The sequence below is a fragment of the Streptomyces sp. NPDC093109 genome (assembly GCF_040701725.1).
GTDB lineage: Bacteria > Actinomycetota > Actinomycetes > Streptomycetales > Streptomycetaceae > Streptomyces.
Genome location: NZ_JBFBEZ010000041.1, coordinates 39,474 through 52,308, shown reverse-complemented (window position 1 = coordinate 52,308; position 12,835 = coordinate 39,474). Strand labels below are relative to the sequence as shown.

The following is a 12,835-nucleotide window of genomic DNA, read 5'->3' as shown; positions in this document are numbered from 1 at the left end:
GGACGGCCTCAGGCGCGCTCCACGCCGTCGCACCAGATCACCGTGACCGGCTTGCCGCGCTCCCGCGCGTAGCGCACGATGTCGCCCGTACCGCCGAGTCCGCGGGCCGGGCGGCCGTCCCAGACCGCGAGCAGCCGGTCGCAGTGGTCGGCGATATAGGTGCCCGCCGCGTAGTACGCCTCGTCGGTGGAGTGCGGGAACGCCATCCGGACCTCCAGCGTGGCCCGGTCCTTGAGCCGCCGGTAGCCGTCGAGTTCCGTCGGGTCGTCGAAGTCGTCCTCGTAGTCCCCGCTGGGGATGACGGCGGTCAGCCGTGCGCCCCGGTCCAGGGCGAGCACGGCGAAGAGCTGGTCCGCGCCCGCCGCCAGGCTGGAGAGCGCCTCCACCGACTCCGTCTGGGTACGGAGCACGGCCGCGATGGCGGCCCTGATGTGTCCGTACGCCTCGGCCGGGATGTTCCGGTGGCCGGTCACTCCGATGCGTTTCACAGTCCGCGCTCCCCCGGTCCCTCTGCGCCGTCGCCCCGACCGACATCCTTCCAGAAACACGGAGGCGAGCCCCCGTCCACGGATCGGACGGAGGCTCGCCCCTGCTGCTTTCCGGTGCTTTCCGGCCGTGTTCCCGGCCCGGATCGGACGAGCCGGGAACGGGCGGGCCCGGGATCAGACGAGACTGACCCCGTACGCGCTCAGGGCCGCGTTCACCGGCTGGAAGTACGTCGTGCCGCCCGAGGTGCAGTTGCCGCTGCCGCCCGAGGTCAGCCCGATGGCGAGCGAACCGGAGTAGAGCGGGCCGCCGCTGTCGCCGGGCTCGGCGCAGACGTTGGTGCGGATGAGACCGCTGACGATGTCACCGCTCCCGTAGTTCACCGTGTAGTTGAGGCCGGTCACCGAACCGCTGTGGATGCCGGTGGTGGAGCCCCGACGGGTGACGGACAGCCCGACGGTGGCGTTGGCCGACCCCGTGATGGTGACGCTGCCGACGGTCCCCGGGTGGGCCAGCGCGGTGTTCGAGTACCGCACGATGCCGTAGTCGTTGCCGGGGAAGCTGGTGCCGGCCGACGGGCCGATGCTCGTGGTGCGCGCGGAGGTGGTGTACCAGGCCGGCAGGCCCTCGGTGCAGTGCCCCGCGGTCAGGAAGTAGTACGTGGTGCCGCTGCGGACGTTGAACCCGGCCGAGCAGCGCCAGCTGGTGGCGTACACGGCGTCGCCGCCCGAGATCAGCTTGGAGATCGTGCCCGAGGTGCGCTCGACGCGGACCGCGCCCGCGTTGGCGCCCGCGGCCTGCTTGATGCTGTCGATCTCGGCCTGGGTGACGGTCGAGTCGGCTTGCAGGACAACGGAGTTGGTCGCCTTGTCGACGGCCCAGGCCGTGCCCGCGACATCGGCTTCCAGGACGGCGTCGCCGACCGCGCCGAGCTGGCTCGCGCTGAAGGTGGTGACCGGGGCGGCGCTCGCGGTGGGTATCGCGAGCGCCGCCGCGGCGGCGAGTCCGGTGGTGACGGCGAGCAGACGTACGCGTCTTGCCACACCGCTGAGGGGGGTAGTGCGCTTGATCCTCACTGGTCGTTCCTCCCGAAGGGAATCGGGGGCCCGTTGTGGGGTTCCGGGGCCCGTGAGGCGCGGTCGGCGGCGCGATGGCCCGGGGGTCACCCGGACTCACCGCGCGTCGACCGGCGCTGCACGGGAGTATTGGCGGCCTCAACTCCCTCCGCAAGAGGGCCTCTTGACACGCGTCGCCTTCCTCAGGCGGTACGGACGGAGCGCTCGCCCGCCGCCACGGCGAACGGCAGGGTGTTGCCCGGCGGCGGGAACGGGCAGATGAAGTGGTCCGCGAAGGCGCACGGCGGCAGCAGCGCCCGGTTGAAGTCGACCGTCACGGAACCGTCGGCGGCCGGGGCCGCGGGCCGCAGAAAACGGAACCGGAAACTGCCGTGCCCGCCGGTGGTGTCCGCGAAGACCGCCCACAGCGAGCCGTCGGCCTCGACCGCCACCTGGAGGGTGTGCTCCGTGCCGTCGGCCGTGAAGACGATCTCGCCGCCGAGGCCGAGTCCGCGCTCCCGGCCGTCCGCGTTCTCCACCCGTACGGTCCGGGCCTCGGCGTACGGGCGGAAGCGGCCGGGCAGCGTCCAGCCCGCGTCGTACTCCGTCGCCTCGATCGCCCGGAACGCGCGCCGCGCGGCCGACTCGGGGTCGAAGTCCCTTACGGCCCAGAGCCCTTCGCGGCGCAGGACGACCAGCCGGCGGTCGCCCGCGGCGAGCCGCGAGTCCCCCGGCGCGCCGGCGTCGGCGCCCAGTGCGATCTCACCGGTGAGCGGCCGGCCGCCGTCGGTGAGTCCGTCCCCGGCCGCCGCCGTCAGCACCACCTCGTCACCGGCGTCGCGCCAGGTGCCGGGGATCCCGGGCAGGCGGCCCTCCGGGTGGTCGGCCAGCCAGTGGGTGCCGGTGAGCGCGAGCGGCCCGTACGGCGCGGAGACGGCGGCGGTGCGCTGTGCGTGCCACTCCTTCCACTCCGGGGCGGCGGTGGCGGATGGTTCGGTGGTCATGCGGGTCAGCCTTTCGGTACGGGGTGCGGAAGCCCCAGGTGTGAGCGCAGGGTGGTGCCCTCGTATTCCGTGCGGAACACACCGCGCTCCTGGAGGAGGGGTACGACCCGGTCGACGACGTCGTCGAGGCCGCCCGGGGTGAGATGGGGGACGAGGATGAAGCCGTCGGCCGCGTCGCTCCGGACGAAGGTGTCGAACGCCTCGGCGACGGTCTCCGGGGAGCCCACGAAGGACTGCCGGGTGGTCGTCTCGATGACGGTCTGACGCAGCGACAGGCCCTTGGCCTCGGCGAGCGCCCGCCACCGCTCGGCCTCGGCGAGCGGGTCGGCGTGCCTGACCCGGCCCCGGGCGAGGCGTGCCTCCGGGTCGGGGTCGACGGCGGGCAGCGGTCCGTCGGGATCGTACGAGGAGAGGTCCCGGCCCCAGATCTCCTCGGCGGCCAGCAGCGCGGTCCGCCCGGAGACCTGCCGGCCGCGGATCTCGGCGGCCCGTTCCTGTGCCTCTGCGTCGGTGTCGCCGACGACGACGGTGACCCCCGGCATGATCTTGAGGTCGGCCGGTTTCCTGCCGTACGCGGCGAGCCTGCGCTTGGTGTCGGCGTAGAAGGCGCGGCCCGCCTCCAGGGTGCCGTGCCGGGTGAAGATCACATCGGCGGCGGACGCGGCGAACTCCCGGCCCTCGTCGGAGTCGCCGGCCTGGATGACCACGGGGTGGCCCTGCGGGGAGCGCGCCACGGTGAACTCGCCCTCGATCCGGAACTGCGGCCCGGAGTGGGCGAACGGCCGGGGGCCGCCGTACGGCGCGTCAGGCCGGTCCGGTGCGGGCGGGGTCCAGGAGTCCCACAGCTCGCGGGCGGTGGCGACGAACTCGGCGGCGCGGGTGTAGCGGTCGGCGCGGTCGAGATAGCCGCCGCGCCGGAAGTTCTCGCCGGTGAAGGCGTCGGAGGAGGTCACCGCGTTCCAGCCGGCCCGGCCGCCGCTGAGGTGGTCGAGGGTGGCGAGCCTGCGGGCCAGTTCGTACGGCTCGTTGAAGGTGGTGTTGACGGTGGCGGCCAGCCCGATCCGGTCGGTGACTGCGGCCAGGGCGTTCAGCAGGGTGAGTGACTCGGGCCGGCCGACGACGTCCAGATCGTGGATGAGGCCCTTCTGCTCGCGCAGCCGGAGCCCCTCGGCGAGGAAGAAGAAGTCGAACCTGCCGCGCTCGGCGGTACGGGCGAGCGCCTCGAAGGAGGCGAAGTCGATCTGGGACCGGGAGCGGGGATCGGTCCAGACGGTGGTGCTGTTGACCCCGGGGAAGTGCGCGGCGAGATGGATCTGCTTGCGCCCGGTGGCCGGAGCCGCGGTGCGGTCCGTGCTCATGAGGTCCCCCCGGCGGACGCGTACTGGTTGGCGGGACGGGCGAGGCCCAGGTGCTCCCGGAGCGTGCCGCCCGGGTGGAAGGTGCGGAAGAGGCTGCGGTGCTGGAGCAGCGCGACGGTGCCGTTGACGAGGCGTTCGAGATCGCGGCGCGGCTCGGCCGGGGTGAGGTGGAAGCCGTCCACGGCACCGGACGTGTGCCAGCCGGCGATCAGCTCGGCGAGATCGACGGGGCCACCCCGGTAGTGCGGTCCGCCGGCGCCGGCCGTGGTGTGCGGGGCGCCGACCAGGCCGTTCTCCAGGGGGTGTTCGCCGTCGCCGAGGTCGATGGTGAACGCGGCGAGGACGAGCGGGGTGCCGGGGGCGCGGCCGTGGGCGGCGGCGTGCGCGCGCAGCCGGGCGGTGAGCGCGGCGGCCTCCTCGGGGCGGCGGGCCCTGATCAGTACGGCGTCGGCATGGCGGGCGGCGGTCCGGGCGCGCGGACCGTCCGCGTCGCCTCCGATGTCCACGACGGTCACGGGGTGGCCCTGCGGGGGCCTGGGCACGATGGCCGGGCCCCGGACGGAGAAGCCGGTGCCCTGGAAGTCGACATAGTGCAGCTTGTCGCGGTCGATGAAGCGCCCTGTCGACGCGTCGCGGATCTCGGCGTCGTCCTCCCAGCTGTCCCAGAGCCTGGCCGCGACGTCGGCGACCTCCCCGGCCTCGCGCCAGAGTTCCCCGGCGGGCGCGGGCGGCCGGCGGCCGAAGAGCCGCGCCTCGGCGGCCGTGGCCGACACCTCGACCCACCATCCGGCCCGTCCCCGGCTCACCCAGTCCAGCGTGGCCACCGCCGACGACACATGGAACGGCTCGGTGTGCGTGGTCGTCACCACCGGTACCAGACCGATCCGTTCGGTCGCCGGCGCGACCCGGGCCAGCACGGCGAGCGCGTCGGGCCCCGGCCGCGCGAACGAGTCCCGCAGGGTGACGAAGTCGAGGGCGCCGCGCTCGGCGAGCCGGGCGAGTTCGACGTAGGGCGCGGCGTCGAACGCAGGGGGCCCGCCGATCTCGGCGGCGAGATGCAGTGGTCGGATGGCGGACATGGCGGCTTCTACCTTTCGACGGAGGAGACGGCGGACGAGGACGCCCCGAGCAGCGGCGACGCGGGTTCAGGCACGGGCTCCGGCACGGGCTCCGGCGGCGCGGGAGGCGCGGGAGACGCGGGGCGGGGCCCGGCCAGCAGGGTCAGGGCGGCGCGCGCGGTGGCGTCGTTCTGGCGGAACGCCGGGCCGCCGGTGCGCGGCCGGGTGAAGGCGCCGCTCGACCGGGCGGTGGTGTACGGGCCGAGCGCGAAGCGGCGCGGATGCGGGGTGCCGTCGCGCTCCAGGAGCCGGCCGTCGTCGGGGTCGACCCGGACCAGACCGGCCGACGAGGTCACCGCGGCGCCCTCCTCGTACAGCGCGCGCAGCAGCGGGGAGCGGGTGCGGGCCGGTGACGGGTCGGGCAGCCGCGCCTCGACGAGGGCGCGGGCCTCGACGTACTCCCCCGGTACGGCGGGGCTCGTGGCGCGGAAGACACCGCGCTCCTCGTCGGCCTCGATCGCCGTGTCGGGGCCGAGGAAGCGGACGCCCCCGGCGCGCGAGAGCGCGAGGAGCTGCCGCAGCCGGGGGCCCGGCGGGCCGGAGGCGAGGTAGCTGAAGAAGCCGTGCCAGCGGCCGTCGGGGTCGCCCGCGTCGCCGAGGCGGATCAGCTGGCCGTAGACCGACAGCAGCGCGTAGAAGACGGCGAGGTCCGCACTGTGGGACGGATCGTGCCGACGGCCGAGATCCGCCGCGATGTAGTCGCGCAGGCCGTCCTGGAGCGCGTCGTACGAGGCGAAGCGGCGCCCGCGCAGCGGCCTGTCCAGCGCGGCGAGGTCGAGCCGGTCGGCCGGGTCGGGGACGGCCCCGGCGACCAGCGCGGCGAGCTCGCCGCCGCCGGGGGCCGCGTCGGCGTAGGCCTTCTCGAAGGCGGCCCAGTCGCCGCGGGTCCGCTCGGGGTGCGCGTGGAAGAGCCGGTGGTAGTGGGCGAAGCCGAGCTCCTTGTCGATCAGCGGCCGGACATCGCGCCGGTGGTCGACCGGCTCGTCCCCGCTCAGCAGGGCGTCGACCTGCGCGGGCCCGAGGAACCGGGGCAGCGGCGGCCGTTCGCCGGTCAGTGCGTACCCGATCTTGGAGTGGTACGGGACGCCGCGCCGCGACCCGACGTACAGAACGGGTTCGCGCCCGGAGGGGTGGTAGACGAGCCCGCCGCCGTCCTCCTGGTCGCTGCCGGTCCAGCGCCCGCCGCGGCCCTCGGTGACGAGCACCATCAGGTCGATGAAGGCGAGTCCGAAGCCGCGTGTGAGGACCGGCGCACCGGCGGGCAGGGCGGAGAGATCGCTGTCTGCGGTGAAGTCGGGCGGCAGGTGGAGCAGCCCGTGCCGCCCCGCGAACTCCGCCAACTCCAGCTGCTGCGCGTCGGGTTCACCGTCGAGATGGCCGAGGGTCAGCACCACGAGATCGGCGGTCAGCGGTTCGGCGCGGTCCGCCAGCCAGACGCGCTGCCGGCCGCCGCGCGGCCCGCTGACGCGCAGGGCGCTGGTCGGGTGGAGATGCACGGTGATACCGGGCGGCAGCGCGGCCACGGTCTGTTCGTAGACCCAGCCGAGATAGGCGCTCTGGAGCCGGCGGGTGGGGAAGGACTGTCCGGTGAGGGCGGCCCGCTCCGCGTCGAGCCCGCCGTCGTTGTCGCCACCGCCGCCGGTCGCCTCCGGTCCGGCCGCCTCCGCCCACTCGTGCAGCGCGGGCCCCTCCCGTACGGGTCCGGCCAGGGCCACCGAGTCGTCGGTGTACATGGTGACGTCCTCGGCCATGGAGTTCATCCACAGCAGCGGCGACTGGTCACGGCGCCAGATCCGGCCGCCGCCGGGTGGATACGGGTCGACGAGGTGGATGTCGAGCCGCCGCCCGGCGTACAGCGACCCCGCGTTGGCGGCGATCCGCTCCAGGAATCCCGTACCGCGCGGCCCGGCCCCGACCACGACGACGGACGGGGTCACAGTGGACGGAGAGGAAAGGGAGGACGGAGAGGGCAGGGACGGCGAGGGCGACAGGGGCATACGAAGGCTCCGTGGATACAGAGATCGAACACGGGAGTGCCTTCACGGAAAAACGGCCGGACCCAGCCCCTCAGCACGGTCCACCGCCCTGCCGAGGCTACGGCTCGCCCACGGCCTGTTGTCAAGAGTGTCCATATGCCGGGCGGACCGTCTCACACACGGTTGACGCATAAACGGATGCCTGTTCCACTTACCTCATGCATCTGCAGCAGTGGCTGGTCACCCGCTCCCACATCGACTTCGGTCGTGTGTGGTCCTCGTCCTGTTGAGCTGACGCCCTGCACGGCCTCCCCGGAGTTTTCCCGGCGCTCGCGCGCCGTTTTCCGCGTGCCTTCACACGCAGCACTCCCCTCGCTCGCTCCCCTCACGATCCACAGTCGCAGCAGTTACAGCTGTCGCAGCAATCGCAGTTGCCGCAACCGTCACAGCAGTCGCAACACCCATCGCACCCGTCGCCCTGGTGACAGACCCCTTCCCGTTTCTTCCTCGACCACGGCCCCTCGTACTCGCTCGCGCAGCACAGCTGACACGTACAGCAGAGCCCGACGAAGGCGGCGCACCCGGCGAGGAAGCCCCGCGGTACGGGCGGCTTCTCCGGCGGCCCCTCCGGCAGCCCGGGATGCGCGCACGCCACCGTGCCGAAGGCCCTGTCGACCGAGGTGCGCAGTTCGTGCGCCAGCAGTACGTGGGCCAGCCTGCCGTCGGTGAACTCGGCGTCCCGCAGCGCGAGCCGGATCCCGTGCACCGCGTCGTCGGCGAGCCGGCGTGCCTCGGCGCGTCCGGCGCCGGTCGCGGTGAGCGGGTTCCAGGCCCCCGAGGCGTCGTCGGCGGCCTGGTCCTCCACCGCGTCCAGCAGATGCGCGAGCCGGCCGAAGAGCCGGCCCGCCTCGGCCAGCGGCGCGCGGTTCTCCGGCCGGCCCGCCAGGACCGCGGTATGCGCGAACGCGGCGGCCGTGGCCGTCTCGGTCGGTTCCGTGACGGTGAGCAGCGAGGTGCCGGGCCCGGCGAGTCCCTCGATCGCCGGCTGCCGGTCGACCGCGTCGACCAGGACCGCCGTGTCGAAGCCCAGTTCCGTGCCCGTACGCGCGCCGGCCCGGTCCCAGCCGGTGGCGACCCGGCGCGCGGCGGCGGCCAGCGGCCGGCGCTTCAACAGCCCGTCGCGGTCGGCGACGTGGTCCCGTACCTTCGCCGAGGCCAGCACCAGCGAGACGGTGGCCGCGAGCCGGGCGCCCTCACCCCGCGCGACGGGCGCGGTGCGCATGCCGCGCAGCGGGCAGGGTCCCGCCGTACGCCGTTGCGCGGGGACGCGTTCGGTCTGAGCCTCCGTCAGAACCGAGACGATCAGGCCGTCATAATTGGTAACAATCCGGGCGAACTGCCCGTGATCGGCCCGAAGTGCCAGGCAGAGCCCGCAGAGATGAGCCATCCACTCGGTTTTCAGCCCTTCGGTGAGCCGGTGGCTGCATGGTCTGACAATTCCGAACACAACGGTCCCCCTGGAGTCGTTCGACGGTGAGCCCGGCATTGTATTCAGCCATCGGGGCCGACCGCCCGTTCACTCGTACGACCCCATCATCACCCATCTGGACGGAACATATTATTTTGGGCCGATAGGGAGGGGTTTCAGGGCCCGTACCCTGTAGGAACCTTGACGAACCGCCACATCTTCTGCACCAGTCACGTCACGAATCCCCTGCGCGCCGACTATCCCCTTGGCGCGCGATCCGCATGATGGACGACCATAGGGACAGGGAACGTCATGTGACCGCGGTGAAAGGAGGCGTCCATGGGATCGGTGCGCAAGGCGAGTGCCTGGCTGGGCCTCGTCGAGGACAACGACGAGCGTTACTACGACGACGAGTACGCCGATGGTGCGGAGAGTGCGGACAGCTGGAAGAGCGAGCCGCGCATGCGGGTCGCCCCGGAGGCCGCTCCGGAACGGCAGGCGCGCAGAATCGCCACGGTCTCCCCGGAGAGCTTCCGGGACGCCCGGGCCATCGGCGAACTTTTCCGGGCCGGCACCCCGGTCATCATGAACCTCACCCTCATGGAGCCCGCGGACGCCAAGCGCGTGGTGGACTTCGCCGCCGGGCTGATCTTCGGGCTGCGCGGCTCGATCGAGCGCGTGGCCACCCGGGTCTTCCTGCTCACCCCCGCCGACACCCAGATCGTCAACGGCGAGGCGACCGGGCCGCAGGACGGCTTCTTCAACCAGAGCTGAGCAGGGTGCTCACCGGTACCCGCCGCCCGGACCCGTGCCCCTCCCGGCACCGGTGAGCCGACAGGCTCCTACCGGAAGGCGTCGAGGCCGGTGAGCGCCTTGCCCAGGACGAGTTGGTGCATCTCGACGGTGCCCTCGTACGTGAGCACCGACTCCAGGTTCGTCGCATGGCGCATGACGGGGTATTCGAGCGAGATCCCGTTGGCGCCGAGGACGGTCCGCGCGGTCCGGCAGATCTCGATCGCCTCCCGCACATTGTTGAGCTTGCCGAAACTGACCTGTTCGGGACCGAGCCGCCCCGCGTCCATCCGCCGCCCCAGATGGTGGGCGAGCAGCAGCCCCTTGTGCAGTTCGAGCGCCATGTCCGCGAGCTTGGCCTGGGTGAGCTGGAAGCCCCCGATCGGCCGGCCGAACTGCTCCCGCGTCCCCGCGTACCGGAGCGCCGACTCGAAACAGGTGCGCGCCGCGCCCATCGCTCCCCAGACGATTCCGTACCGCGCGTGGTTCAGACAGCCGAGCGGTCCGCCCAGTCCGGTCGCCGCCGGAAGCACGGCGTCGGCGGGCAGCCGTACCTCGTCGAGGACCAGTTCACTGGTGACCGAGGCGCGCAACGACCACTTATGGGTGATTTCGGGAGCCGAGAAGCCGGGAGCGCCCGCCGGTACGAGAAATCCCCGGATCCCGTCGTCCGTCCGCGCCCAGACGACGGCGACGCCCGCCACCGAGCCATTGGTGATCCACATCTTGCGGCCGGTGAGCACCCAGTCGGAACCGTCGCGCTTGGCGTACGTCCGCATGCCGGCCGGGTCCGAACCGTGGTCCGGCTCGGTCAGTCCGAAGCAGCCGATGATCTCGCCCGCCGCCATCCCGGGCAGCCACCGCTCCTTCTGCTCGTCCGAGCCGAACCGGTGGATCGCGTACATGGCGAGCGAGCCCTGTACGGAGACGAGCGAGCGGATTCCGGAGTCGGCGGCCTCCAGCTCCAGACAGGCCAGCCCGTACTGAACGGCGGTGGCGCCCGCGCAGCCGTACCCCGTCAGGGACATGCCGAGCGCGCCGAGCGAGCCGAGTTCACGCGCCAGCTCGCGGATGCCGGGCAGTTCGCCGCGCTCGTACCAGTCGGCGATGTCCGGCAGCACCCGGTCGGCGGCCCAGGCCCGTACGGTGTCGCGGATCGCCAGGTCCTCGGGGGCGAGCAGCTCGTCCAGGCCGAGCGGATCCCCCGGATCGAACGGGGGCCGGCGCGCGGTGGACGGAGCGGACGGGACGGACGAAGCGGACACGGCCAGACCTCCGGCGGCTCGCACGGCTGTGGACGGTGAACGTTTCCACGACCGGGACGCGGCACCGGAACCCGATCCGGAACCCGCACCGCCGGTCACGGACGGCTGACGCGACGTTACGGGTCAGCCCGCCGCCCGTCCAGACCCGGCCGGCTCGGCGGGTCCCCGGCCCAGCACCGGAACCGCGCCCTCCGGGGCGCCGCGCGGCCGGGTGGAGCGCCGCTCGGGCGCGGGGCGCGGACGTACCGGAACCGCCCGCGGCTCGCGCGGACGTACGGTCACGGTCTCCAGGGCGGGCACCGCCTCCGCCGTCGCGTGTTCGTCCGCCGCCCCGCACTCCATGGCCCTCGGCAGCCGCAGCGCGGCCAGCGCGCCGAGCAGCAGCAGCCCCGCGCTCACCAGCAGCGTCACATGCAGTCCTTGCACGAACGAGTGACGTGCGGCGAACCGCAGTGACTCCCCCGCGGGCCCGCCGAGCCGGTCCGCCACCTGGTACGCCTCGCTCAGCGAATCGGCCGCGGCGGCCCCGGCGGCCTGCGGAACGCCCTTCGCGGAGGCCAGACCGGGCGCGTACACCGCGTTCATCACACTGCCGAGCAGCGCGATACCCAGGCCGGCGCCGAGTTGGTACGAGGTCTCGCCGATGGCCGCCGCGCCGCCCGCCCGGTCGGCGGGGGCCTCGCTGAGCATCGACTCGTACGCGCCGAACAGCGTGGTCTGGAGCCCGAAACCGAGCAGTACGAAGCCCGAGGTGAGCAGCGCGGGCCGGTCGTGCTGGCCCATCTGGACCAGCAGCAGCACGGCGACGGCGGTGAGGACGAAGCCCCAGGACACCATCCGCCGGGGGCCGAGCCTGCGCAGCGAGGCGGCGCCGGTGGCGCCCGCGGCCATGGCGGCGAAGGTGAGCGGCAGCAGCCGCAGCCCGGTCTCCAGCGGGCTGAGCCCCAGTACCAGTTGCAGGTACTGGACGGCGATCAGCTCCAGGCCGACCAGGGCCAGCATGGCAAGGACGATGCAGCCGACGGAGGTGGCGAACGCGGGCCTGGCGAACATCCGCAGGTCGATCAGCGGATACGTACGGCGCCGCTGCCTGCGGACGAAGAGGACGAGAAGGGCCGCGCCGGCGCAGAGCGGGACCAGCGTCGAGGGGCCGAGCGGGCTCTCCCCGGCGCCGAGCCGCTTCACGCCGAAGACCACCCCGAGCACCCCGGCGGCGGCCAGGAGCGCGCCCAGCACGTCCCAGGGCCCGCCGTCGGGCCCCCGGGACTCGGGCAGCGCGAACCGGCCGAGGGGCAGCAGGACCGCCAGCAGCGGAAGGTTGACCAGAAAGACCGAGCCCCACCAGAAGTGCTCGACGAGGAAGCCGCCGAGGACAGGTCCGAGCGCGGCGCCGGCCGCCGCGACCGCCGTCCAGACCCCGATGGCCATGGCCCGCTCGCGCCGGTCGGGGAAGACCGCGCGCAGTACGGAGAGGGTCGCGGGCATGATCATCGCGCCGCCGACGCCCAGCAGCGCCCGGGCCCCGATCAGCACTTCGGGGGTGGGGGCGAAGGCGGCGGCGGCCGAGGCCAACGCGAAGATCCCGTAGCCCATGAGCAGGATGCGGCGCCGCCCGATGCGGTCGCCGAGCGTGCCGAAGAGGATCAGCAGGGAGGCGCAGACCAGCGGGTAGGAGTCGACGATCCAGAGCAGTCCCACCCCGCTGGGGTGGAGATCGGCGGTGACGGCGGGGACGGCGACGTGCAGCACGGTCGCGTCGAGCGCGACCAGCAGCAGGCTGGCGCAGAGGACGGCCAGGACGACCCAGCGGTTGGCACCGTCACCGGCGGCGCGTATGCGCGCTCCGGCCGTGGCGGTCCCGGACATCTGCGTACCTCCAGGTGTGTCCCTCGCGCTCGGCGGGCCCACGGCGCATGGGGCTCGTGGGATGGCCCGGCTTCGGCGGACGAGTGAGCCGACAGCGTACGCGAGTGATCGCAAGTGTCACGTGGTGCATGTCTCACCGCTCCGGCCGGGGAGTGTGGCGTACGCCACGCCGCCCGGCCGACGGGGTGCCGGTTCCTGACCCCGGAGCGCGCGTGAGCGTCCGGGAAACTCCACGCGGCTCCACGGTGAACCATTTCCGTTCTTCACAAAGACAGTTCCCGAAACCGCGCCCCGCCGAATAGAGACCAAGGTCCCTTACATTTCGGGAACCGCCCCTGGATAAGAGTCCGATAAAAGGGTGACCGAGACACACTCCACATCACATCGTCATCACGAAGAGACCGGATCCGACCGGTTCGGTTACTCACTCGCTGTAACGTCCATTGG

The 12,835-nt window shown here is 73.0% G+C and carries 10 protein-coding genes; 1 reads left to right on the top strand and 9 read right to left on the bottom strand.

Going from position 1 to position 12,835, the window contains the following annotated elements; translation table 11 throughout:
* Positions 1-8 precede the first annotated feature (8 nt).
* The 7 genes from AB0389_RS30315 to AB0389_RS30285 all read right to left on the bottom strand — a co-directional run bounded on the left by AB0389_RS30315 (position 9) and on the right by AB0389_RS30285 (position 8,543).
* Positions 9-488: a hypothetical protein gene (locus tag AB0389_RS30315; RefSeq protein WP_366398708.1), complete on the bottom strand. Its 480-nt coding sequence runs from the start codon at positions 486-488 to the stop codon at positions 9-11.
* Between the two features lie 174 nt (positions 489-662).
* Complete coding sequence (locus tag AB0389_RS30310) at positions 663-1,562, bottom strand: S1 family peptidase (protein WP_366398707.1); 900 nt, start codon at positions 1,560-1,562, stop codon at positions 663-665.
* A gap of 182 nt (positions 1,563-1,744) precedes the next feature.
* On the bottom strand, positions 1,745-2,545 hold the full coding sequence (locus tag AB0389_RS30305; protein ID WP_366398706.1) for a DUF1684 domain-containing protein: 801 nt from the start codon (positions 2,543-2,545) through the stop codon (positions 1,745-1,747).
* A gap of 5 nt (positions 2,546-2,550) precedes the next feature.
* A complete protein-coding gene (locus AB0389_RS30300; RefSeq protein WP_366398705.1) occupies positions 2,551-3,903 on the bottom strand; it encodes an NtaA/DmoA family FMN-dependent monooxygenase in 1,353 nt (450 codons plus the stop codon).
* Positions 3,900-4,982, bottom strand: coding sequence for an LLM class flavin-dependent oxidoreductase (locus AB0389_RS30295; protein WP_366398704.1), 1,083 nt, complete (start codon positions 4,980-4,982; stop codon positions 3,900-3,902). The genes AB0389_RS30300 and AB0389_RS30295 overlap by 4 nt, the downstream gene beginning before the upstream one ends.
* 8 nt (positions 4,983-4,990) lie before the next feature.
* The gene (locus tag AB0389_RS30290; RefSeq protein WP_366398725.1) at positions 4,991-6,958 is read right to left on the bottom strand and encodes an FAD/NAD(P)-binding protein; all 1,968 of its coding nucleotides are present in this window, start codon (positions 6,956-6,958) and stop codon (positions 4,991-4,993) included.
* Between the two features lie 424 nt (positions 6,959-7,382).
* Complete coding sequence (locus tag AB0389_RS30285; protein ID WP_366398703.1) at positions 7,383-8,543, bottom strand: DUF5685 family protein; 1,161 nt, start codon at positions 8,541-8,543, stop codon at positions 7,383-7,385.
* Between the two features lie 261 nt (positions 8,544-8,804).
* Between AB0389_RS30285 and AB0389_RS30280 the strand changes: the two genes are divergently transcribed.
* Positions 8,805-9,239: a cell division protein SepF gene (locus tag AB0389_RS30280; protein ID WP_366398702.1), complete on the top strand. Its 435-nt coding sequence runs from the start codon at positions 8,805-8,807 to the stop codon at positions 9,237-9,239.
* 68 nt (positions 9,240-9,307) lie between these two features.
* Here AB0389_RS30280 and AB0389_RS30275 read toward each other — a convergent pair whose 3' ends face one another.
* Positions 9,308-10,528: an acyl-CoA dehydrogenase family protein gene (locus AB0389_RS30275; protein ID WP_366398724.1), complete on the bottom strand. Its 1,221-nt coding sequence runs from the start codon at positions 10,526-10,528 to the stop codon at positions 9,308-9,310.
* Between the two features lie 117 nt (positions 10,529-10,645).
* Positions 10,646-12,388, bottom strand: coding sequence for an MFS transporter (locus AB0389_RS30270; RefSeq protein ID WP_366398701.1), 1,743 nt, complete (start codon positions 12,386-12,388; stop codon positions 10,646-10,648).
* Between the last annotated feature and the right edge of the window lie 447 nt (positions 12,389-12,835).

What these genes read in the sequence shown, in the direction of transcription:
- AB0389_RS30305 (WP_366398706.1), bottom strand. Translation starts at nt 2,545, where the DNA reads ATGACCACCGAACCATCCGCCACCGCCGCCCCGGAGTGGAAGGAGTGG.
- AB0389_RS30300 (WP_366398705.1), bottom strand. Translation starts at nt 3,903, where the DNA reads ATGAGCACGGACCGCACCGCGGCTCCGGCCACCGGGCGCAAGCAGATC.
- AB0389_RS30295 (WP_366398704.1), bottom strand. Translation starts at nt 4,982, where the DNA reads ATGTCCGCCATCCGACCACTGCATCTCGCCGCCGAGATCGGCGGGCCC.
- AB0389_RS30285 (WP_366398703.1), bottom strand. Translation starts at nt 8,543, where the DNA reads ATGCCGGGCTCACCGTCGAACGACTCCAGGGGGACCGTTGTGTTCGGA.
- AB0389_RS30280 (WP_366398702.1), top strand. Translation starts at nt 8,805, where the DNA reads ATGGGATCGGTGCGCAAGGCGAGTGCCTGGCTGGGCCTCGTCGAGGAC.
- AB0389_RS30270 (WP_366398701.1), bottom strand. Translation starts at nt 12,388, where the DNA reads ATGTCCGGGACCGCCACGGCCGGAGCGCGCATACGCGCCGCCGGTGAC.